23 protein-coding genes are annotated in these 22121 nt (G+C 71.9%); 16 read left to right on the top strand and 7 right to left on the bottom strand.

Annotated elements, in window-relative coordinates:
• Nucleotides 1-304: 304 nt before the first annotated feature.
• From C7C45_RS24300 to C7C45_RS24270, 7 genes are all read left to right on the top strand, one after another.
• Nucleotides 305-1117: a TIGR03936 family radical SAM-associated protein gene (locus tag C7C45_RS24300; protein WP_110566018.1), complete on the top strand. Its 813-nt coding sequence runs from the start codon at nt 305-307 to the stop codon at nt 1115-1117.
• Nucleotides 1118-1248: 131 nt separating this feature from the next.
• Nucleotides 1249-4344 (top strand): Rne/Rng family ribonuclease, encoded by a 3096-nt coding sequence (locus C7C45_RS24295; RefSeq protein WP_110566017.1) that lies wholly within the window; start codon nt 1249-1251, stop codon nt 4342-4344.
• Nucleotides 4345-4459: 115 nt separating this feature from the next.
• Entirely contained in the window at nt 4460-4972 is a 513-nt protein-coding gene (locus C7C45_RS24290; RefSeq protein WP_110566016.1) for a hypothetical protein, read from the top strand.
• 166 nt (nt 4973-5138) lie between these two features.
• Nucleotides 5139-5453, top strand: a complete 315-nt coding sequence (rplU, locus tag C7C45_RS24285) for a 50S ribosomal protein L21 (RefSeq protein WP_007464063.1) — start codon at nt 5139-5141, stop codon at nt 5451-5453.
• A gap of 11 nt (nt 5454-5464) precedes the next feature.
• On the top strand, nt 5465-5719 hold the full coding sequence (gene rpmA, locus C7C45_RS24280) for a 50S ribosomal protein L27 (protein ID WP_007464062.1): 255 nt from the start codon (nt 5465-5467) through the stop codon (nt 5717-5719).
• 94 nt (nt 5720-5813) lie between these two features.
• Nucleotides 5814-7289: a GTPase ObgE gene (obgE, locus tag C7C45_RS24275; RefSeq protein ID WP_110566015.1), complete on the top strand. Its 1476-nt coding sequence runs from the start codon at nt 5814-5816 to the stop codon at nt 7287-7289.
• A gap of 70 nt (nt 7290-7359) precedes the next feature.
• Complete coding sequence (locus tag C7C45_RS24270; protein ID WP_110566014.1) at nt 7360-7809, top strand: GNAT family N-acetyltransferase; 450 nt, start codon at nt 7360-7362, stop codon at nt 7807-7809.
• An 18-nt stretch (nt 7810-7827) separates the two neighbouring features.
• Here C7C45_RS24270 and C7C45_RS24265 read toward each other — a convergent pair whose 3' ends face one another.
• Both C7C45_RS24265 and C7C45_RS24260 read right to left on the bottom strand, forming a co-directional pair.
• A complete protein-coding gene (locus C7C45_RS24265; protein ID WP_110566013.1) occupies nt 7828-8487 on the bottom strand; it encodes a DUF6766 family protein in 660 nt (219 codons plus the stop codon).
• 63 nt (nt 8488-8550) lie between these two features.
• Nucleotides 8551-9042, bottom strand: a complete 492-nt coding sequence (locus C7C45_RS24260) for a DUF4383 domain-containing protein (RefSeq protein WP_110566012.1) — start codon at nt 9040-9042, stop codon at nt 8551-8553.
• A 231-nt stretch (nt 9043-9273) separates the two neighbouring features.
• Here C7C45_RS24260 and C7C45_RS24255 point away from each other — a divergent pair, with 231 nt between their 5' ends.
• The 3 genes from C7C45_RS24255 to C7C45_RS24245 are packed head-to-tail and all read left to right on the top strand — an operon-like array spanning nt 9274 to nt 11226.
• Complete coding sequence (locus C7C45_RS24255) at nt 9274-10101, top strand: hypothetical protein (protein ID WP_110566011.1); 828 nt, start codon at nt 9274-9276, stop codon at nt 10099-10101.
• Between the two features lie 31 nt (nt 10102-10132).
• On the top strand, nt 10133-10600 hold the full coding sequence (locus C7C45_RS24250) for a phage holin family protein (RefSeq protein WP_110566010.1): 468 nt from the start codon (nt 10133-10135) through the stop codon (nt 10598-10600).
• Nucleotides 10597-11226, top strand: coding sequence for a DUF3618 domain-containing protein (locus C7C45_RS24245; RefSeq protein WP_110566009.1), 630 nt, complete (start codon nt 10597-10599; stop codon nt 11224-11226). The genes C7C45_RS24250 and C7C45_RS24245 overlap by 4 nt, the downstream gene beginning before the upstream one ends.
• Nucleotides 11227-11324: 98 nt before the next feature.
• Here C7C45_RS24245 and C7C45_RS24240 read toward each other — a convergent pair whose 3' ends face one another.
• Both C7C45_RS24240 and C7C45_RS24235 read right to left on the bottom strand, forming a co-directional pair.
• Entirely contained in the window at nt 11325-12401 is a 1077-nt protein-coding gene (locus C7C45_RS24240) for a glycosyltransferase family 2 protein (protein ID WP_244200541.1), read from the bottom strand.
• Nucleotides 12402-12439: 38 nt separating this feature from the next.
• Nucleotides 12440-13687, bottom strand: coding sequence for a cytochrome P450 (locus C7C45_RS24235; RefSeq protein ID WP_110566008.1), 1248 nt, complete (start codon nt 13685-13687; stop codon nt 12440-12442).
• A gap of 192 nt (nt 13688-13879) precedes the next feature.
• On the opposite strand from C7C45_RS24235, the gene C7C45_RS24230 reads away from it, so the two are divergent.
• Nucleotides 13880-14281: a hypothetical protein gene (locus C7C45_RS24230; protein ID WP_110566007.1), complete on the top strand. Its 402-nt coding sequence runs from the start codon at nt 13880-13882 to the stop codon at nt 14279-14281.
• A gap of 154 nt (nt 14282-14435) precedes the next feature.
• Here the strand turns inward: C7C45_RS24230 and C7C45_RS24225 are convergent, their stop codons facing one another.
• Complete coding sequence (locus C7C45_RS24225; RefSeq protein WP_030336536.1) at nt 14436-14654, bottom strand: DUF397 domain-containing protein; 219 nt, start codon at nt 14652-14654, stop codon at nt 14436-14438.
• 69 nt (nt 14655-14723) lie between these two features.
• Between C7C45_RS24225 and pepN the strand changes: the two genes are divergently transcribed.
• Nucleotides 14724-17240: an aminopeptidase N gene (gene pepN / locus C7C45_RS24220; RefSeq protein ID WP_110566006.1), complete on the top strand. Its 2517-nt coding sequence runs from the start codon at nt 14724-14726 to the stop codon at nt 17238-17240.
• A gap of 61 nt (nt 17241-17301) precedes the next feature.
• Here pepN and C7C45_RS24215 read toward each other — a convergent pair whose 3' ends face one another.
• Entirely contained in the window at nt 17302-18507 is a 1206-nt protein-coding gene (locus C7C45_RS24215; protein WP_110566005.1) for an FAD-dependent monooxygenase, read from the bottom strand.
• 159 nt (nt 18508-18666) lie between these two features.
• Entirely contained in the window at nt 18667-19335 is a 669-nt protein-coding gene (locus tag C7C45_RS24210; RefSeq protein WP_244200540.1) for a PadR family transcriptional regulator, read from the bottom strand.
• 115 nt (nt 19336-19450) lie between these two features.
• Between C7C45_RS24210 and nadD the strand changes: the two genes are divergently transcribed.
• The 4 genes from nadD (at nt 19451) to C7C45_RS24190 (ending at nt 22121) form a co-directional block, all read left to right on the top strand.
• A complete protein-coding gene (nadD, locus tag C7C45_RS24205; protein WP_110566004.1) occupies nt 19451-20047 on the top strand; it encodes a nicotinate-nucleotide adenylyltransferase in 597 nt (198 codons plus the stop codon).
• A gap of 110 nt (nt 20048-20157) precedes the next feature.
• Nucleotides 20158-20562 carry a ribosome silencing factor gene (gene rsfS / locus C7C45_RS24200; RefSeq protein WP_110566003.1) on the top strand — a complete coding sequence of 135 codons (405 nt, stop codon included), beginning with the start codon at nt 20158-20160 and terminating at the stop codon, nt 20560-20562.
• Entirely contained in the window at nt 20559-21218 is a 660-nt protein-coding gene (locus C7C45_RS24195; protein ID WP_110566002.1) for a histidine phosphatase family protein, read from the top strand. The genes rsfS and C7C45_RS24195 overlap by 4 nt, the downstream gene beginning before the upstream one ends.
• A gap of 48 nt (nt 21219-21266) precedes the next feature.
• On the top strand, nt 21267-22121 hold the full coding sequence (locus C7C45_RS24190) for a DegV family protein (protein WP_110566001.1): 855 nt from the start codon (nt 21267-21269) through the stop codon (nt 22119-22121).

Below are 22121 nucleotides of genomic sequence, written 5' to 3'. Positions count from 1 at the left end.
GGTTACGCGCCGCCGCCCGGTTATCCGCCATCTCCGGGCTACGCCCCGCCCAGTGGTGGATACCCGCCGCCGTCCGGTTACGCGCCGCCGGGTTACGGCCCGCCGGGAGGGGCACCACCGCCCCCGCCCCCGCCGGGCAGCGGTAACCGGTCCTGATCATGGTGGCCGGCCGGATGACCTTCGGGTCTCCCGGCCGGCCATCGGCGTTTCCGGCAAATGATCATGGTGGTGTCGGCCGGTTTGCACTGTTTCGCCGGGCACGGCGCCCGCCCCGGCTGCGTACCGTCACGGGCCCTGCGCCAGGATGGGCGGACACGCAGGTACACCCGAGGAGCCCACGATCGCCAAGAAGCCTCAACCCGAGGGCGGCCAGGCGCCGGTCGTCCAGCGCGTCCGCATCCGGTACGCCAAGCGCGGGCCGCTGCGGTTCACCTCGCACCGGGACTTCGCCCGGGCGTTCGAGCGTGCGCTGCGCCGGGCCGCCGTACCGGTCGCCTTCTCCCAGGGGTTCCACCCGCACCCGAAGATCTCCTACGCCAGTGCCGCGCCCACCGGGGTGGCGAGCGAGGCGGAGTACCTGGAGATCGCTCTTCAGGCGGAGGTCGACCCGGAGCAGCTGCGGGCCGCGTTGGACGCCGCGCTCTCGCCGGGGCTGGACGTGTTGGACGCCGTGATCGCCGAGGGCGGCAACCTTCCGGACCGGATCGAGGCGTCGCACTGGCACATCGAGTTGCCCGAGGTCGACACGGTGGTCCTACGCGCTGCGGTCGACGCCTTCGTCGCGGCCGATGAGGTGCTGGTCGAGCGGATGACCAAGCAGGGCCGACGCACTTTCGACGCCCGCGCGGCCGTGATATCGGTCGATGTCCTCGCGCCAACGCCGACGCCTTCCGGGGCGGCGGCCGTACCGTGTGCGATACTCGAACTGGTCGTGCGGCAGGTCACCCCGTCCGTACGGCCCGATGACGTCCTTTCCGGCCTCCGCGTGGTGGCCGACCTGGAGCCGCCGGTTTCGCCGAGGGTGACCCGGCTGGCTCAGGGCACGTTGACCGCGCAGGGTGCGATCGTGGATCCGTTGGATGCGGACCGCGGCGGGGCAGCCATCGTTGGGCACTGACCGACGGTCCGTGCTCTGGCAGGCAGACTTCGGCGGTCGCGCACCACGCGCGCCCGGCGGAAACACTTTTGCGGCGACCCTGCGTGGCAGCGCTCACACGCGCCCGGGGTAGCCAGAACTGGAGAACGTCCATGCTCGAGAACGAGCCCGAGGGCGGCGAACGGACCGGTTCACAGCCGGCCGGTGACACCGCCGACCAGAGCACCACTGCCGACGGCGCCACCGCCGCGACCCCTACCACGGCTGTCGGTTCAGCCCCGGTGGACCCGGTCGGCGCCCAGAGCGCCGAGCCTGCCGCGCCGGTGCGGCGCACCCGGGCGACCCGGCGTCGGGCCGCCCCGCTCAACCAGCCGGAGCAGACCGAAGCGCCGGTCGAGGCGCCCACCGGCGACGCCGGCAGTGCCGAGTCGCCGCAGGCGGAGGTCTTCGCCCCGATCTCCGGCGACCTGGACGTCGCCCCGAAGACCCCCCGGCGCCGCCGCAAGGCCACCCCCGTCGAGACGACCGCCGAGGAGCCGCTGGTCGCGGCCTCCGCGGAGGTGGCCTCGGCCGAGGTGGTTCCGCCGGTCAAGGTGACCCGTACCCGGCGTAAGAAGGCCACACCGGCTGCCGTCGAGGAGCCGCCCGCGATCGAGGAGCCGGTCGCCGAGGAGCCCGCCGCAGCCGAGGAGCCGGTCGCCGCTGAGGAGCCGGTCGTCGCCGAGGAGCCGGCGGAGTCCGACCTGCGTGAGGCCGAGGCTGAGCTGAACGACACGGAGGCCGTCCCGAGCGCGACCGCTGCCGAGCTGGCCTGGACCAATGGCGCGCAGGAGCGCTCCGGTGAGGTGTCACCGGGTGCCGCCGTCTCCGGTGTGACGGATGAGCCGAACGACGTGGTCGAGCCGGAGCAGCCGCGTACGCGTCGTCGGCGGGCCGCCCTCTCCGCACCCACCGTGCTGTTCATGGCGCCCCAGCCGGACGCTGTGCCGGTGACCCGCCCGGTCGAGCCCGCCCCGGTCGCCGAGGAGCCGGCCGCCGAGGAGGCCGCAGAGCCGTCCCGCCGCCGCCGGCGTGGTCGCCGCGAGGTCGAGCCGGTCGAGCCGGTCGAGGCGATCGAGGCCGAGGAGGAGCCGACCGAGGAGGCCGACGAGGCCACCGAGGCGGATGAGGACGACGAGGACAGCGCCGCCGCGCGCCGCCGCCGCCGGCGTGGTCGCCGCGGCCGGGGCCGGGGCAAGGGCGGGGCCGACGACGCCGAGGACGAGGAGTCCGAAGAGGCGGCGCAGGCCGATGAGGAAGAGACCGCCGAAGTCGAGGCCGAAGGTGACGAGGACGACGAGGCCGAGGGCGGGGACGGCTTGACCCGTCGCCGCCGGCGTCGTCGTCGCCGTGGCGCCGGCGACACGGAGGGCGCTGCCGACGACGGCGTACCGACCGTGGTGAAGATCCGCGAGCCGCGCCGGACCGTCGACGAGGTGCAGGGCGTGTCCGGCTCCACCCGGCTGGAGGCCAAGCGCCAGCGTCGTCGGGATGGCCGGGAGCAACGGCGTACGCGACCGCCGATTCTCAGCGAGTCGGAGTTCCTGGCACGCCGGGAGGCCGTCGACCGCGTGATGGCGGTCCGCCAGCGCGGTGACCGCACCCAGATCGCCGTCCTGGAGGACGGCGTGCTGGTCGAGCACTACGTCACCCGCAACTCCTCCGGCACCATGGCCGGCAACGTCTACCTCGGCAAGGTGCAGAACGTGCTGCCGAGCATGGAGGCGGCGTTCGTCGACGTCGGCCGGGGTCGCAACGCGGTGCTGTACGCCGGTGAGGTCAACTGGGACACCTCCGGTCTGGAAGGGCGGGCCCGCTCGATCGAGCAGGCGCTGCGCTCCGGCGACTCGGTGCTGGTCCAGGTCACCAAGGACCCGATCGGGCACAAGGGCGCTCGGCTGACCAGCCACATCGCGCTCTCCGGCCGGCACCTGGTCTACGTGCCCAACGGCAACGCCTCCGGGATCAGCCGGAAGCTGCCGGACAACGAGCGCAAGCGTCTGCGGGACGTGCTCAAGAAGCTGGTCCCGGACGGCGCGGGCGTGATCGTCCGTACGGCCGCCGAGGGCGCCAGCGAGGACGAGCTGGCTCGCGACGTCAAGCGTCTGCAGGCCCAGTGGGAGGACATCCAGGCCAAGGCGGCCGAGGGTGGCGCTCCGGCGCTGCTCTACGGGGAGCCGGACCTGGTCATCCGGGTTGTCCGGGACCTGTTCAACGAGGACTTCCGCGAGCTGGTGATCGAGGGCGAGCAGTCGTACGACGTCGTCGAGTCGTACCTGTCGCACGTCTCCCCGGATCTGGTCGACCGGGTGCGTCGGCACGTCGGCACCAGCGACGTCTTCGCCGAGTACCGGATCGACGAGCAGATCATCAAGGGTCTGGACCGCAAGGTCTTCCTGCCCTCCGGTGGTTCGCTGGTGATCGACCGTACCGAGGCGATGACGGTCGTCGACGTCAACACCGGTAAGTACACCGGCTCCGGGGGCAACCTGGAGGAGACCGTCACCCGCAACAACCTGGAGGCGGCGGAGGAGATCGTCCGCCAGCTCCGGCTGCGCGACATCGGCGGCATCGTGGTGATCGACTTCATCGACATGGTGCTCGAGTCGAACCGTGAGCTGGTGCTGCGCCGACTCACCGAGTGCCTGGGTCGCGACCGCACCAAGCACCAGGTCACCGAGATCACCTCGCTCGGTCTGGTGCAGATGACCCGTAAGCGGATCGGCGCGGGCCTGCTGGAGGCGTTCAGCGAGACCTGCGAGTGCTGCAAGGGCCGGGGCGTCATCATGCACACCGAGCCGGTGCCGGAGAAGCCGCGCCCCGCCGGTGCGGGGGAGAAGGTCAAGGCGGTCGCCTCGTCGGTGGCCGCCGCTCCGGCCGCCGAGCAGGGCACCGCGTCGTCGCGCCGCCGGGCGCGTAAGAACGCCCCGGTCGAGCGGGCGGCGGTCGAGGTCGTCGACACCGACACCAGCGCCGAACCGGACGCCGACTACCAGGACACCATGGGCTACGACCTGTCCCGCTACGAGTCGGACACCGCCGCCGCGCCGGCGATCTCCGACAGCCAGCAGGGAGAGTCGGCTCGGCTGGCCGCGGCGGACGACCCGGACGCGCTCGCCGACGGGGACGGCGACGAGGAGAGCGCCGAGGGTGGCACCGGCCGTCGCCGTTCACGCCGTGGTGGCACCCGCCGGCGGACCCGCCCCTGACCGCCTGACCGGCCAAGTGTTTGGCGAGGTCCCTTCCCCGGCAAAGACGGGGGAGGGACCTCGCCGTTGCGGCCACCCCGGTCCTGGATCGGCCGTCCCGGGTCAGGAGAAGAAGATGCGTCGTCTGCTCGCCGTCACCGCGCTGGTCACCGTGCTCGTCGGCGCGGCTGGCTGTTCCACCGACCGCCCAGGCGTTGGGGCGGGTTCGACCGGTGTGACCACCGGGGGCTCCGGTTCGACGGCCGGTGCCACGTCCCCCGGAGCCTCCGCCATGCCGGCCAGTGATGGTGCGGCGGGAGGTGCCACCACGCAGGTCTGCGCCGCCGCACAGCAGGCCAGCAGCACCGCGGTCCGGACGTACGTGGCCGAGTTGGGCCAGATGGTCGCTGCGGTGGGTGCCGGGGACAGCAGCACGGCCGAGGCTGCCCGCGGGCGGGCTGAGGCGGCGCTTGCCGACTGGCGGACCCAACTGCGGGAGCAGTCGGAGCGGGCCACCGATCCGCAGCTCAAGACTCTGCTCACCGACATCGGCACCGAAGTGGCCGCGCTCGGGGCGGACGTCGAGTCGATCGACGAAACCGAGCTCGACCGGCTCCAGCAGCGCCTCGACCAGCTCTGCGCGCGCTGACCAGGGCGGGCCGGTTTGGGGTCCGGGCCAACAATGGCGTACTCTTGCCTGCGGCGCACTTTTGGTGTGCCGAGTTCCCGTGTGCCCGCGCCGCCGTGCACTGCTACCCGGCGAGCCGCCGCGGGGACGACCGCCAGCAGCCTCAACGACAGGGAGTCCGCCTCCGATGTACGCGATCGTCAAGACCGGCGGCAAGCAGTACAAGGTCGCCGAGGGCGACGTGATCGAGGTCGAGAAGCTCACCGGTGCCCCCGGTGACGCGGTGAAGCTCACCGCGGTGCTCCTCGTCGACGGTGACGACCTGGTGACCGACGCGGCGAAGCTTGCCGAGGTCGCGGTGTCCGGCGAAATCGCCGCGCACACCAAGGGCCCGAAGATCCGGATCCACAAGTTCAAGAACAAGACCGGGTACCACAAGCGCCAGGGTCATCGCCAGCCGTTGACCCAGGTCAAGGTGACCGGCATTTCCAGCGGGAAGTAGGTCGTCCTCCAATGGCTCACAAAAAGGGTGCGTCCAGCTCGCGTAACGGTCGTGACTCCGCGGCCCAGCGACTCGGCGTGAAGCGCTTCGGTGGTCAGGTCGTCAGCGCCGGTGAGATCATCATCCGGCAGCGTGGCACCAAGTTCCACCCCGGTGACCTGGTCGGCCGTGGCGGCGACGACACGCTGTTCGCGCTGTCCGCCGGTGCGGTCCTGTTCGGCACCAAGCGCGGTCGCAAGACCGTCAGCATCGTTCCGCAGCAGTAGTTCTCGGGCTAAGCGGGCCGCGGACCTCCGGGTCCCGGCCCGCTTAGTTTTTTTTCGAAGTGCGGGGTCCGACCTCGCTGGAAGGATTGACGCCGTGGCAACGTTCGTTGACCGGGTCGTTCTGCATCTGCAGGCCGGCGATGGCGGGCACGGTTGTGTCTCGATCCACCGCGAGAAGTTCAAGCCGTTCGGCGGGCCGGACGGCGGCAACGGCGGGCATGGCGGCAGCGTCTCGCTGGTGGTCGACCCGCAGGTGACCACGCTGCTCGACTTCCACTTCCACCCGCACGTCAAGGCCGACAACGGCAAGGGCGGCGCCGGGTCGAACCGGGACGGCGCCAACGGCCAGCACCTGGTGCTCAAGGTGCCCAACGGCACCGTGGTGCAGACCATCGACGGCACGGTGCTGGCCGACATGGTCGGCGCCGGCACCACCTTCGAGGTGGCCCGCGGCGGGCGCGGCGGGCGGGGCAACGCCTCGCTGGCCAACGCCAAGCGCAAGGCCCCGGGCTTCGCCGAGCTGGGCGAGCCGGGCGACCAACTGGACATCGTGCTGGAGCTCAAGAGCGTCGCCGACGTGGGCCTGGTGGGCTTCCCGTCGGCCGGCAAGTCGTCGCTGATCTCGGTGATCTCCGCAGCCAAGCCGAAGATCGCCGACTACCCGTTCACCACCCTCGTGCCCAACCTCGGTGTGGTCAGGATGGACAACCACACGTTCACCGTCGCGGACGTGCCGGGCCTGATCCCCGGTGCGGCGACCGGCAAGGGGCTGGGCCTGGAGTTCCTGCGGCACGTCGAACGCTGCGCGGTGCTGGTGCACGTCATCGACTCGGCGACCCTGGAGCCCGGGCGCGACCCGGTCGCCGACATCGACGCCATCGAGGCCGAGCTGGCCGAGTACGGGGCCGGGCTCGCCGAGCGGCCCCGGCTGGTCGCCGTGAACAAGGTCGACGTGCCGGACGGCCGGGACCTCGCCGAGATCGTGCGCCCCGACCTGGAGGAGCGCGGCTACCAGGTGTTCGAGATCTCGGCGGCCACCCGGGAGGGGCTCAAGGAGCTCACCTACGCGATGGCCGAGCTGGTCGAGGCGGAGCGGAAGGCCGCGCCGCCCGCCGAGCCGACCCGGATCGTGATCCGTCCGCTCGCCGTGGACGACGACGGCTTCACCATCACGGCCGAGGCGGACGGCTCGTTCACCGTTCGCGGTATCCGGCCGGAGCGCTGGGTCAAGCAGACCAACTTCGACAACGACGAGGCGGTCGGCTACCTGGCCGACCGGCTGGCCCGGCTCGGGGTGGAAGACAAGCTGGCCAAGGCCGGCGCGCAGCCCGGTGACCTGGTCCGGATCGGTGAACGCGAGTTCGACTGGCAGCCGACGCTCTACGCCGGCGTGGACTTCGTGCCCGGCAACCGGGGCACCGACGTCCGCCTGGAGGAGAAGTCGAACCGGCTTTCCGCGGCGGACCGACTCGCTGCCCGCAAGGCCCGCCGGGTGCGGTCGGCGGACGAGGTGGGTGCGGACTCGTCGGACGACCCCGACGACATCGACGACGAGGACGACGCCGAGTAGCCCGTTGCGCTCCGTGATCGGGTTGATTTCCGGAAACCTTCGCGAAATCCTCCGCTCCTAGCGTGGGGTGATGCTGATCGAGTCCCGGCCTGCCATCGATCCGGAGATCGCCGCCCTCGTCATCGCGCAGCAGCGTGAGCTGCGCGAGGCCGACGGCGGATTGGATGGGCAGGTCTTCGTCCCTCATGACGACGCCCGCTACCTGGCGGGGGTGGTGAACGGGCGGGCGGTCGCCTGCGGAGCGCTCCAGTCGATCGACGCCGAGACCGGCGAAATCAAGCGGATGTACGTGCGGCCCGCGTACCGGGGGCGGGGCATCGCCCGTCAGTTGCTGGCCGCGCTCGAGGAGTGTGCGTTCCGGCAGGGGCACTCGGTGGTCTGCCTGGAGACGGGCGTCTACCTGCCGGCCGCGATCGCGCTGTACAGGTCCTGCGGCTACGACGAGGTCCCGGTCTACGGCGAGTACGTGGGCAACCCGTACAGCATCTGTTTCGCGAAACGGCTGCCGGTCGCGGCCTGAGCGTGGGGCCGCCGCCGGTCAGGTGCCGGTGCTGGCGTGCTCGACGGTCACCGGCTTCGACTCGGGTGAGGCGTGCTGGCGTAGGACGATGCTCAGCAGGATCAGGGCACCGACCGCGAGGAACTCACTCTGCCAGTTCTGCATGGACTGGAACCAGAAATCGCTCGTGCCGAGGAACTCCCACACCCCGATCGGCGGTGCGCCGCTCTGCAGCGCCTGCTCCTCGTTGTACGCGGCGGTGCCACCCAGCAGGTGACCGACGAAGGAACCGGCGAAGATCAGCAGCAGTGCGAGGGAGAGGCTGTTGCGGTAGATCACCAGCGGCAGGCCGCCGACGCGTACCGGCCAGGGTGACTGCGGGGTGGCCCGGCGCTCGTCGTCCTCCGGCCGGTCGGTCTGGTGCACCGGCTTCGACTCGGCCGAACCCCGCTGCACCAGGTACGCGGTGAGCAGCACGTAGCCCCCCATCTGGAGGAACTCCGACTCCCAGTTCTCGAAGACCGCTTCGGCGAAGTGCCCGCTGGTCAGGTACGCCGGCCAGCTCAGCGGTGCGGCTCCGAACTCGGTCAGCTCCTCGTTGTGGGTCTGCCAGCCGAAGACGCTCTGCAGCACGAGGAAGACCAGGAACGCGCCCAGCATGGCAACGGTCAGTGCGTTGTTGCGCAGCCAACGAGGCATCTCGCACCTCCTTCGCTGATCGATTACCCCTGCGGGCGCGACCGCGAAACCCGTAGTGGCAGGTCAATGGCGGTCAGCGGGGTTGTCCAGGCGTCCGCCGGTGCCGGCCTGGTTCGACAGCAACAGCCCGAGCGCGAGCATCCCGAAGCCGAGCGCGAGGTGCAGCCAGTTGTCGGCGTCGTTGATCGGCAGGATGTTCGCCCCGGCCTCCGGGTCAACGGCCTCGATCGCCAGACCGTACAGCCAGAGCGCGAGGTAGACCGCGCCGCCGCCGGCCAGGAAGACCCGGGCGCCGCCGACGCTGCGGGCCAGCACCAGACCGGCCAGCCCGAACAGCAGGTGCACCGCGTTGTGCAGGATCGACACCTGGAAGAGCCCGAGCAGCAGTGCGTCGGAGTGGTGCCCGGCGAACCTCAGCCTGCCGTAGTCGGTGGTGATGCCGGGTATGAAGCCGAGGACGCCGATCAGCAGGAACACCCCGGCCACGGCCAACGCGGCCGACTGGACCCGGGGACGGTGGCGGGCCGCTCGGCCACCTCGCGCGTCTCGTGCCATCGCTGCCCCCTCCGTGGATCTGCCAGCCCTCGCGAACCTCACTGTCCGCAGCGGCGACATGACGCAGCCCGACGATCCTCCATTTTGAAGTCGATCCGGCCTGTCGCGCAGAGAAATGCACGAAGAGGTATGGAAGGCGAAACGCAGGGTAGGGATTTGGTCAGTGGCCGTGGCAGCGTCGGCCGCATCCCCCAGCACAACCGCGACGACTTTCTGAGCGGAAGGGAAATCATGTCTTACGATCTTTCACCCACGTCTTCCACGTACGGGCAGCAGTCGACCAACGGTGGTGGTGTTCGCGACCAGGCACGCCACGTCGGTTCCGAGGCCGCGCAGGCCGGCGGGGCGGTCGCCCAGACGGCCAAGGAGCAGGGCACCGAGGTCGGCCGTGAGGCGGCCCGGCAGGCCCGCAACCTCTACGGCGAGGCTCGCACCCAGCTCGCCAGCCAGACCGGTGAGCAGCAGCGTCGGGCCGCTGGCGGGCTGCGTTCGCTGGCCGACGAGATGCGCTCGATGGCCGAGCAGGGTGGCCAGGCCGGCCCGGTGACCGAGTTGGCCCGCCAGGCCGCAGACCGGGTGCACGGCGTCGCCGGCTGGCTCGAGGAGCGCGAGCCCGGCGACCTGCTCACCGAGGTACGTGACTACGCGCGGCGCAACCCCGGCACGTTCCTGGTCGGCGCGGCGGTCCTCGGCGTGCTGGCTGGTCGGCTGACCCGCGGCATCTCCGCCGCTGGTGACGACTCCGGCAACGGATCCTCGACCTACCGGGGCGCCGGGGCGTACGACCCGGAGCAGACCGCCGTGATCCCGCCGCCGCCGCCGACGCCAGCGCCCCGGGCGGTGCCCGACGCCGTCCCACCGGGCGGCTACCTGGACCCGACCCCCGGCACGCACACCCCGCCGACGTCCGGCGGCTATGCCGACCCGGCGCCTGGTGGTTACGCCGAGCCCACTCGGGGTGACTACCCGGAGCACTCCGGCACCGGTCAGCCGCTGCCGCCGGTGACCCAGACCGACCCGCTGCCGGGCGTGCCGTCCAGCGGTAGCCCTCGCCCGTGAGCCGCCTAGTCATCCGAAGGGAGGCGACGGCATGACCATGCCGACGCAGGGGTCCGGGCTGGACTCCGGATACCACCCCGACGCGGGTGCCCCGCACACCGCCGCCGAGGTGAAGAGCAGCTCCCTCGGTGACCTGATGCGTCAGGTCACCACCGACCTGTCGACGCTGATGCGTCAGGAGGTCGAACTGGCCAAGGCCGAGATCCGCCAGGAGGGCAAGAAGGCCGGCAAAGCGGCCGGGCTCTTCGGCGGCGCCGGCTTCGGCGGCTACATGGTGGCGCTCTTCCTCTCGCTCGCCCTCTGGGCCGGGCTGTCCAACGTGATGGACGCCGGCTGGGCCGGGCTGATCGTGGCGGTCATCTGGGCCGCGATCGCCGCGGTCCTCTACTCCATGGCCAAGAAGAACGCCCAGCACGTACGCGGGCTCAAGCAGACCAACGACAGCGTGCAGCGGATCCCCGACGCGCTCAAGCCGCACCCGGAGGGAGTCACCCGATGAGCACCGATCCCGATCAGATCCGCCGGGAGATCGAAGCCACCCGCAACAGCCTCAGCTCCGATGTGGACGCGCTGGCGTACAAGGTCAGCCCCGGCCGCATCGTCGACGACCGCAAGCAGCGGGCCCGTTCCGCTCTGCAGAATGTGAGGGACAAGGTCATGGGAACCGCGTCTGACCTCGGCCACGGCACCGGCCAGGCCGCCCACTCGGTGGGTGACCGTGCCTCGTCGGCGGCGTCCGGCGTCAGCGACGCCGCGCACTCGGCGGCGACCACCGTCAGCGATGCCGCACACAGCGCGCCACGGGTGATCCGGCAGAAGTCCCAGGGCAACCCTCTCGCCGCCGGTCTGATCGCGTTCGGGGTCGGCTGGCTGGCCTCGTCGCTGATCCCCGCCTCCCGCCGCGAGCAGGAGCTCTCGACCCAGGTGAAGGCCAAGGTCAGCGAGCACAGCGGTGCGGTGACGGAGAAGCTGGGCGCGGTCGCCAGCGAACTCAAGGAGGAGTTGCGTGAGCCGGCCCAGCACGCTGCCGAGTCGGTGAAGTCCACCGCCCAGGACGCCGTGCACACGGTCAAGGACGACACGAGGTCGGCCGCGCACGACGTCAAGGACCACGCCACCCACTGACCCGCCCCCACGACAGCTCGCGGCCATCGCCCCGGTGTCCGCGAGCTGTCGTGTGGGGTGAGCGCCGATCTTGCAGTATCGGCGGGAGTTTCGTGAGTCTACGAGCGGTCTTGTCCCGACCGAAAGTGCAAGATCGCGCGGGTCGGTGGGGTGCGGGGCACAGGGTTGGCGGCTCGGCGGATCCGGGTGTCGCCGTAGCGGACCCCGCCCAGCAGGACGCGTTGGGCTACCGCCAGCCAGCCGCACACACCGCGCTCCAGCAGCCAGAGTGGGGCCGCCAGCGCCGTGGTCGGCGGGAACACCCGGCCCCCGCCGGCACGGCGGCGACCCGTCTCGGCCAGGGCGACGACCCCGGCCGCCGCGCCGAGCAGCAGCGCGGGCCGCCGGGCCGTGACCGCCACGGCCAGCGCCGGCAGGACCGCGAGCGCGGTCAGCAGGCGGGCCGGCTGGGCCAGGTCGTCGTACGCCTGGCGGACGCGTTGGCCGCGGAAGTGGGCGGCATCCGGCGGGAGGCGGCGTACGTACAGCCAGGCCGGCGCGGCCTCGGTGCCGTCGTACGCCCGGACGGTCCGGATCAGCTCCAGGTTCTCGAAGAGCACGTCCGGGTCGTACTCGCCCATGGCGAGGAAGGTGCTGCGGCGCACGGCGAGGGTGCCCGGGTAGTCCGCGCCGAGCGCCCGGTTGAGCAGTGTCCGGCCGGTGTCCCACCAGGCGTGCCAGGGCAGGGGGTCGAAGTAGTTCTGCGGTCGTACCAGATCTGCCCGACCCAGCAGGCGGTGCACAGCGATCAGCCCCGCGTCGTCGTACCGGACGTCGTCGTCGGCGATCACCACGTGTTCGTGGTCCGCCGCGCGGACGCCGGTGCACACCCCGATCACCTTGCCGTTGAGCCCGCGGTCGGCGGGATCGGGTGGGAGGTGCCGGACCAGTCCTCGCCATGCTTGCGCGTGCCGGGCGAAGAGGGCCGGTGCCGAGCCGTCGACCACGAGCACGTCCACTCTCCCCGCCAACCAGCGCAGGTAGTCGGTCAGCTCGGCCAGGCCGGTGTCGGTGTGCCGGCGCAGCGGCAGCACGTACGCCATCGGCAGACGGCCCGGCGATGTGCTGGCGCTGTGCCGGACGTCCCCCCGACGCGCGACGCGCGGCGCGTCACCGGTGGGGTTGACCGAGGGCATTGACGCCTCCTGGGCAGGACAGCGGGCGGCGGTGCGGGTCAGGCAGTGCCGCGGATGTTGGTGAGGGTCAGGCCGATGGGCGGCAGCGCGGGCATCCGGTGCAGGTCCAGGGCCAGGTTCTGGGCCGGGATGTCGTAGCGCATGGCGGTGGTCAGGTTGGCGACCGCCCGCTTCATCAGGTCGATGGTGATCCACTCGCCTGCGCAGCGGTGCCCTGCCCAGTGGTCACCGCCGCCCTGCGGGATCAGCTCGAACGGGTCCACCCGACGACCGGCGAACCGGTCCGGACGGAAGAGCTCCGGTTGTGGCCAGAGCGACGGATGGTGGTTGGTGCCGTAGAGGTCGAGCAACACGCGTTGGCCGCGGGGGAAGTGGTGGCCCTGCCAGTCGAAGGACCGGCGGACCCGGGCCGCCGCGATCGGGAAGAACGGGTAGTAGCGGCGTACTTCCTGGACAAAGTGCTCGGCGGCTTCGTCGTCGTCGCGGACCCGCTCCCGCCAGGCCGGGTGGTCGTGCAGGGCGAGCGCGGCGAAGACGAGGTACTGGTCCACGGCGACCACCGGGCGCAGCACGTTGAGCAGTTCCACCGCCGCGATCCGCGGGGGGAGGAGCTCGCCTCGTTCGTCCCGGTGCTCGGCGATCACCGCCAGAGCGCTGCCGGCCGGTGCCGGCGAGAAGCCGGCCCGGGTCCGCTCGACGAGGGCGGCGAGCCACCGTTCGGCGCGGTACCGGGCGAGCCGTCCCCGCCAGTGTCGGGGGCCGACCACCGCCGGAGCTTCGATCATGGCGTGCAGCTCGACAGCGCGCCGGTCGACCTGCGACGCGGGCAGCGGCACCCCGGCCCAGGCGCAGACCACCCGGGTCAGCAGCCGGCCCAGCTCGTCGTAGAGCAGCACCGGTCCGGCCCCCTCCCAGGCGGGGATCCGGGTCTGCCACTCGTCGTCGAAGAGCTGACCGAGCTGCCGGATGGCGGTCGGTGTCATGATCGACATGAACATGCTCTTGCGGTCCCGGTGCTCCGGCCCGTCCAACCCCTGCACGCCGCCCCGCCCGGTGAGGGTCCGCTGCACCCGCATCGGCATCGCGTTCGCCCGTTCGAAGCGCTCGTTGTCGTAGAACAGCTCCGCTGCCGGCCGGCCGCGGAGGCAGATGGCCGGGGCGAGCAGGATCCGGGTCCGGAAGATGTCACTGCCGTACCGCTCGCAGCGTTCGCCGATGAACCGGTAGCCGGAGCGGAGCAGCGCGAGGGTGCTGTCCGGGCTGCGGTCGGCCGGCATGGTCGCCATCGGGCCTCCTCCTGCGCAGGTGCTGGCGGTCGCCGCCGGCCTGCTCCTCGCCGCCGGCCTGATCGGCGTCAGCGCCGGCTGCGTTTACCCCCGTCGTCGCCGCTGAATCCCCGCGCCGGCTGGCCCCTCCCAGGGGCGGCGAAACCTGGTTTGCTGCTGGTGGGCCGACGGCCACGACCACGGGGAGGAAGCATGCGGGACAACAGGTCGCCACACTGGCGGCAGCGGCGCGCGGCCGAGGCGCTGGGCTCGGGTCGAGAGGGGCGGGCACTGATCGGGCCGCCCCGGCGACCCACGCGGCCGCACCGGTTCTTCACCGTGCATCTGGGCTTCACCGCGCCCGGCGCGGCCGATGCCCGCGAGGTGGCCGTGGCGTACGCGGAGGCGTTGAGCCTGCTCCGCCCGGAAGTGGCCCTCGGTGCGGCGGCCCTGTCGCCAGCCGATGCCTGGCACCGGGCCGAGCGGCTGTTCTGCGGGGCGGTCGGCCCGGACGGGGAGCGCTGCGTCGACGTTGCCGATCACCCCGGCTTCCACCACGCCCCCGGCCCCGGCGGCCTCGGCTGGGGCGACGGCGACGGCCCGGGAGACGGGTGACCGCCGCCCGCCCACCTGGGCCGACGGCAGGGTCAGCGACTCGGCGTCGCACCCTGACGGAGGAGCCGGTCCTCGTTCGCGTCGCCGTGCCGGTGTCCGGGTTACCGGCACCGGCACGGCACACCTACAGCGACGAGGTGGCGAGGAAGGGCGGTCAGTCCAGGTCAAACTCCCCGTCCTGTGCGCCGGCCACGAACGCGTCCCACTCGGCCTGGGTGAAGACCAGCACCGGTCCGTCGGGCTCGGCGGAGTTACGCATCCCGATCAGGTCGTCGACGAAGGCGACCTCAACGGCGCTGTCGGAGGTGTCCCCCTCGGCCCGCTGCCAGACCGCTCGAGAGAGGTCGAAGTCGCCCTTGGGGTGCTGCGCCATGGTTCTTTCCTCCAGTGCCGAGGGTCGTGTGGTGACCGAGTGCCGATCCCCATCGGGCAGGATAAGCGGATGCCGAGCCTGACCCGTGTAGAGGCGACCGCGCGTGGCGCGGCGATTACTGTCGAGTCCTATCAGGTGGACCTCGACCTGACCGGCGGTGCGGAGCTGTTCCGGTCCCGCGTCGCGATCCGGTTCCGGGCGACCCCCGGCGCCGCGACCTTCGCCGAGGTCAAGCCCGCCAAACTGCTGGCGGTACGCCTCAACGACCGCGACCTCGATCCCGACCTGTTGACCGACAACCGGCTGCCGCTGAGCGAGCTGGCGGCGGAGAACACGCTGATCGTCGAGGCCGACATGGCGTATTCGAACGCGGGGGAGGGGATGCACCGGTTCGTCGACCCGGCCGACGGCGAAACCTACCTCTACGCGATGAGTTTCCTCGACAGTGCGCAGCGCATCTTCGCCGCGTTCGACCAGCCTGACCTCAAGGCTCCCTTCGTCCTCTCGGTCACCGCGCCGCCGGAATGGACGGTCTCCGGCAACGCCGAGGTGAGCGCCAGGCCAACTCCGGGCCGCTGGGAGTTCGCCCCGAGCGCGCCGCTGGCCACGTACTTCTTCTCGCTGATCGCCGGGCCGTACCACGTCCGGCGGTCCGAGCACGATGGCGTGCCACTGGGCATCTACTGTCGCCGTTCGCTCGCGGAGCACCTGGACGCCGACGCCGAGGAGATCTTCACCATCACCGGGCAGTGCCTGGACCGGTTCCACCAGCTCTTCACCGAGCGCTACCCGTTCGGCAAGTACGACCAGGCGTTCGTGCCGGAGTTCAACGCCGGCGCGATGGAGAACCCGGGCATCGTCACCTTCCGCGACGACTACGTGTTCAGCTCGGCCGTCACGAACACGCAGCGCGCGCAGCGGGCCAGCACCATCGCCCACGAGATGGCGCACATGTGGTTCGGTGACCTGGTCACCATGCGTTGGTGGGACGATCTGTGGTTGAACGAGTCCTTCGCGGAGTACCTGGGCTACCGGGTCGTCGCCGAGGCGACCCCGTATGACCAGGCGTGGACGACCTTCGCGATGCGCCGCAAGGCCTGGGGGTACGCGGCCGACCAGCGTCCCTCCACCCACCCGGTCGCCCCGCAGGAGGTGGCCGACGCCGACGAGGGCCTGCTCAACTTCGACGGCATCTCGTACGCCAAGGGCGCCAGCGTGCTGCGGCAGCTTGTCGCGTGGCTCGGTGACGAGGCGTTCCTCGCCGGTCTGAACGCGCACTTCGCCGCGCACCGCTTCGGCAACGCCACCCTCGCCGACCTGTTGGCCAGCCTCTCCACCGCCAGCGGCCGGGACCTTTCCGGCTGGGCCGAGGTGTGGTTGCGCCGGCCGCAGGTCAACACGCTGCGCGCCGAGGTCGCCGTCGACGCCGACGGCCGCTACACCGAGGTGGCCGTGGTGCAGACCGCGCCGGAGTCGCACCCGGTGCTGCGCCCGCACCGGATCGGCGTGGGCCGCTACTCGGCGGACGGCACCGTGCAGCGCGACGAGGTGGATGTCGACCCGGCTGCCGATGGTGGCCGGACGCTGCTCGGTGCGCTGACCGGTGCACCGGCGGCCCGGCTGTTGCTGCTCAACGACGGTGACCTCACCTTCGCCAAGGTTCGCCTCGACCGGGCGTCGGCGGATGCCGTTCCGCTGATGTTGCCCGGCCTGGCCGACCCTCTCACCCGGGCGCTCCTCTGGGGCGAGGCGTTGGATGCGGTGACCGACGGGGAGCGGCCGGTCACCGCCCTGGTCGATCTGATTGTCGCCGCCCTGCCCACCGAGACCGAGGTGATCATCGCCGAGGACGTGCTCACGCTCAGCCGGTCATTGGTGGACCGCTACCTCGACCCGCTGACCCGGTCCGCGGCGCTGGCCCGGGTCGCCGGGGCATGCCGGCAACTGCTCGATGGTGCGCCGGCGGGCGAGTCGTTGCAGTTGGCTGCCGCTCGGGGCTGGATCGCCGCGACCACCGACGCGGATCTGCTCGTCGGCTGGCTCGCCGGCCGGGACGTGCCGGCCGGGCTGAAGGTCGACGCGGAGCTGCGCTGGGCGGTGCTGCACCGGCTGGTGGTGTTGGGCGCCGCCGGCGAGGCGGAGATCGCCATCGAGGCTGCCGCCGACAACAGCGCCACGGGCGCGGAACGGGCCGCCCGCTGCCGGGCCACCCTGCCGGACCCAGCCGCGAAGCAGGCCGCCTGGGAGATCATCGTGCGGGACACCGAGTTGTCCAACCGACTGTTGGAGGCGACCGCCGAGGGGTTCTGGCAGCCCGAGCAGGCCGAGCTGACCGCCGCGTACGTCGAGCGGTACTTCGCGGACATGCCGGCCGCCGCGCGTCGGCGTACCCCGTGGACGGCCGACCGGGTCGCGAAGCTGGCGTTCCCCCAGTACGCCGTGGCGCAGCCGACCCGGGAGACGGCCGCGGCGTTGCTGGCCGGCGACGACCTGACCCCTGGCCTGCGTCGGGTGGTCACCGACTCCGACGACGACCTGCGTCGCGCGCTGGTCGCTCGGACGGCGGTGGCCGCCGCGGCGGCGTGACGTTTGGCGGCGTACGGCTGGGCGGGCGCGGGGTGGCTGGTGGGCCACCCCGCGCCGAGGCTCAGCGCAGCGCAGGCTCCGTCGTGACCGGCGCGTCCCAGTCGATGACGTAGCGCTGCTCGTCGGCAACGGTCTTCTCCGGATCCATCACCGTTCGCATCATCAGCGGAATCAGCAACGGCATCAGCGTCCGGGCGATCGGCCCCGGCGCCTTCGCGTGGTTGATCCGCGCGGCGCGGGCGGCGACCTTTTCCACCCGAGCGCGGCGCAGCCGCACGTACGCGGCGAACGCCGTCTGGATGTCCGGCAGGTCGCGCAGGCAGCGGGCGAGTTGCACCGCGCTCTCGATGGCCAGCGAAGCGCCCTGCCCGGAGCTGTTCGAGGGCGCGTGCGCCGAGTCGCCGACCAGCACCATCCGGCCCCGGTACCAGTTCGGTACCGGCGGCATGATCTGCAACGACCCGGCCACCTGGAGTTCGTCGGCCCGGCTGGTCGCCATCAGTTCCCGGCCCGGGTCGTCGTCGCCGTAGCTGGTGCGCAGCGTGTCCAGCCACTGCGCCGTCGGCACCGCACGGGCCTCGACGACGCTCATCGGCCGCTGCTGCGGCAGGTTGGCCCCCCACCGGGTGCCGCCGCCGGGCTCCGGCCAGTACAGGTAGTAGCCGCGCCGCCCGAACGCGAACGTCATCGTGCCCGGCTCGACGTCCACCTCGTGACGGGCGACCGCCTCGAAGCTGAGCAGCCCGGTGAACCGGGGGCCGGGCGCGGCCGGGTCGATGAGGCCGCGGACCCTGGACCGGATGCCGTCCGCGCCGACGAGGATGTCGGCGTTGGCGGTGCTGCCGTCCTCGAATCGGGCGGTCACCCCGCTGGTGGTCTGCTCGGCGTCGACCAGCCGTTTGCCGTACTCGAACGGGACGCCCTCGGCGACCGCCCGGTCGCGCAGCACGCGGTGCAGTTCGGCCCGGTGCACCACGCGCAATGGCGGCACCCCGGCCAGGGTGGGCAGGTCGAGGTGGCGGCGGCCGACGGCCATCGCGCTGCGCTCGATCGGGGTGGCGATCGCGGTCACCGCCTCGTCCGCGCCGACCGTGCGCAGCGCCGCGACGCCGTTGGGCGCGAGTGCGAGGGTGCCGCCGACCCCGCCGGCTGTTGCGGGGTATGCCTCGTAGACGGTGGCGGTGATGCCGGCGCGGTGCAGCGCGAGCGCCGTCACCGGTCCGGCGATGCCACCGCCGATGACGATCGCGGTTCGTGCCGTGGTCATGGTCTCTCCCTGGGTGTCGTCGGTTCGTGCGCGCGCGAACCGACCTGGGAGGGAGCCCGGCTATCCTCTGATTGCCGCTTCGGGCCGGGTGCCTTCCCAGGTGTCGGTTCGAGGTAAGGGCTCCGGCGGGGTGTTGGCGCACCCCGCCGGAGCCGTTCGTCAGTCGGTGGTGTCCGAGGTTGGGGTGCTGGTCCTTTCGGCCAGCTCGGTCAACTCGGCCGGAATCTCGCCGGTCTCGTGGAAGGCCCGCCAGAAGTCCAGCCCCGGATAGCTGCCGGAGGTCAGCTCGGCGAGCAGGGCACGCAGCCAGGCCACCTCGGCGGCCCGCATGGCCAGGTCGTATTCCGACTCGACCAGGAACAGCCGCGGGATCTCCCGCAGGTGGGCGTCGAGCGTTTCGCGGTCCTGCCGGAGAGCGTCGTCGAGCAGGTCGAGCCGCTGGCGGAGCAGGTCGGTGGCCTCGTCGGGGTGCAGTGCGGCGAGGACGGACAACCCGGCGCGGAAGCGGGGATGCTCCGGCATCGGGGTGGAGACCAGCTCGCGGGCCCAGTCGACCAGCTCCGCGCGCCCCGCTTCGGTGATCCGGTAGACGGTGCGTTCCGGCCGTCGGCCCTCGCGGACGCTCTCCACCGCGTCGATCAGGTGGTGTTTGTCCATGTTGCGGATCACCGTGTAGAAGGATCCCCACTTGAACTCCATGTCCTGGTCCTTGCCCCAGGCACGCAGTGCGGTGGCGATCTCGTACGGGTGCATCGGCCGTTGGACCAGGGCGGACAGCACCGCCAGTGCCAGCAGGTTGCTGACCTTGCGCCGCTTCGGCACGGTCACCCTCCGCTCCTCGTGGCCAATTACTTGTCCACGAGTATACGCAGACGGATAGCGCGCCCGCCACCCCGTGCTGGGCCGAGACGGTCGCCCAGAACGGTCGGCCTACGATCATTGGGTGGAGGAAGATATCCGGCGGATCGGGATCATGGGTGGCACCTTCGACCCCATCCACCACGGGCACCTCGTCGCGGCCAGCGAGGTAGCGGACCGGTTCGGCCTGGACGAGGTGGTCTTCGTTCCGACCGGACAGCCGTGGCAGAAGGCTGACGAGCCGGTCAGCCCGGCCGAGGACCGGTACCTGATGACCGTCATCGCCACCGCCTCCAACCCCCGCTTCCAGGTCAGTCGGGTCGACATCGACCGCACCGGGCCGACGTACACGGTCGACACCCTGCGCGACCTCCAGGCCGAGTACGGCCCCAAGGTGCAGCTGTTCTTCATCACCGGCGCGGACGCCCTGCAACGCATCCTGTCCTGGAAGGACCTGGACGAGATCTTCGAGTTGGCGCACTTCGTCGGGGTGACCCGTCCCGGCTTCCCGCTGACCGACAAGCACCTGCCGGCGGACACCGTCAGTCTGATCCAGGTCCCCGCGATGTCCATCTCGTCGACCGACTGCCGCGCCCGGGTCGCCCGGGGCGAGCCAGTTTGGTACCTGGTGCCCGACGGTGTGGTGCAGTACATCGCCAAGCGGAGCCTCTATCAGCGCTGATCGCGCCGGATATCGCCTGGTTTGTGCACCAAACCGGCCAGAACTGCAGGGCCGGGGTGTCGCCGGGTATGAGACGCTTGGAGGATCGCACGCTTGATCGAAGGAGAACGGTGACAGTTTCCGAACGCGCTCACGAGCTGGCTATCGCGGCTGCCCAGGCCGCTGCCGACAAGAAGGCGCAGGACATCACGATCATCGACGTCGGCGACCAGCTCGCCATCACCGACGCGTTCGTGCTCGCCGCTGCCCCCAACGAGCGTCAGGTGCTGGCCATCGTCGACGCCATCGAGGAGCGCCTGCTGGAGATGCCGGACAAGGCCAAGCCGATCCGGCGCGAGGGCGAGCGGGGCGGCCGCTGGGTGCTGCTCGACTACGTCGACATCGTGGTGCACGTCCAGCACACCGAGGAGCGCGAGTTCTACGGGCTCGACCGCCTCTGGAAGGACTGCCCCACCATCCCGTTCGTCGACCGCGACCTGGTCGAGGCCGACGCCGGGTCCGCCACCGCCGAATGAGCCGACTGATCGTCTGGCGGCACGGCAACACCGACTGGAACGCCGCCAACCGCGTCCAGGGGCAGACCGACGTACCCCTCAACGAGCTGGGCCGCGACCAGGCCCGCGCCGCCGCGCCGCTGCTTGCGGCGCTGCGGCCCGACGCCATCGTGTCCAGCGACCTGAGCCGCGCCGCGGAGACCGCCGCCGCGCTCGCCGCGCTCACGGGCCTTCCGATCCGCACCGACGCCCGGCTGCGCGAGCGGCACTTCGGCCAGTGGCAGGGCCTGCACCTCACCGAGGTCGCCGAGCGCTTCCCCGACGAGTACGCCCGTTGGCGGGCCGGTGACCCCGACCCGGGCGCCGATCTGGAACCGCTGCACGACCTCGGCGAACGGGTCGCCGCAGCCCTGCTGGAGGCGGCCGACGCGGCCCCCGACGGCACCGTGGTGCTCGCTACCCACGGTGGCGCCTCCCGGCAGGGCATCGGTCACCTGCTCGGCTGGGACCCGGCCGTGCTGCGCGGCGTCGGCTCCCTGGCCAACTGCCACTGGACCGAGCTGCGGCGCGCACCCAGCGCGCCGACCGTCGGTCGTCCCCAGGACGTCCGGGGTTGGCAGCTGCGGGCCCACAACGTCGGCCGGATCACCGCCCCGGTCGTCGCCGACGCGATCTGAGGGCTCGCGCTTCGGCGTTCGGGGCCTCGATCGGCTAGCGTGCCGGGCATGCCCGTCGCGGTCGTCATCGATTCCACCGCCTACCTTCCGCCTGAGCTGTCGCAGGCGCACCGGCTGACGGTGATCCCGCTGACCGTCGTGCTCAACGGCGCGGAAGGGCTGGAGGGGGTGGAGACCCAGCCCGCCGATGCCACCCTGGCGCTGAGCGCCCGCCGGGTCACGGCCACCACCTCCCGCCCGGCACCCGAGCAGTTCGCCCGGACGTACCGCCAACTGCTCGACGCCGGCGCCGACGGGGTCGTCTCGGTGCACCTCTCCGCCGCGCTGTCCGGCACGGTCGAGGCCGCCCGCCTGGCCGCCGCCGACCTGGACGGTCGGGTGGAGGTCGTGGACAGCCGCTCGGCCGGCATGGGGCTGGGCTTCCCGGCCATCGCGGCCGTCACCGCCGCCGAGGCCGGCGTCGACCTCGCCGGTGTACGCGACGCGGCGCTCGCCGCGGTCGCCCGCACCACCGTCTTCTTCTACGTCGACACGCTGGAGTTCCTCCGCCGAGGCGGCCGGATCAACGCGGCCGAGGCGCTGTTCGGCACCGCGCTGTCGGTCAAGCCGATCATGCACATGCCGGACGGGGCGATCGTGCTGCGTGAGAAGGTCCGCACCGCCAGCCGCGGGGTGGCCCGACTGGTCGACCTGGCCGTCGAGGCGGCCGGGGGCGGCGACGTGGATCTCGGGGTGCACCACCTTGCCGCGCCGCAACGGGCCGAGGCGCTGCGCGCCGCGCTGACCGAGCGGCTCGGTGACCGGCTGCACGACACGTACGTCTCCGAGGCGGGCGCGGTCGTCGGCGCGCACGCCGGCCCGGGCCTGGCCTGCGTGGTCGTCCACCGCCGACCGGAGGGCTGA

Source organism: Micromonospora arborensis (assembly GCF_003205615.1).
Taxonomy (GTDB): domain Bacteria; phylum Actinomycetota; class Actinomycetes; order Mycobacteriales; family Micromonosporaceae; genus Micromonospora; species Micromonospora arborensis.
The sequence above is the reverse complement of the archived record's forward strand: the minus strand, read 5'-3'. Positions and strand labels throughout refer to the sequence as shown.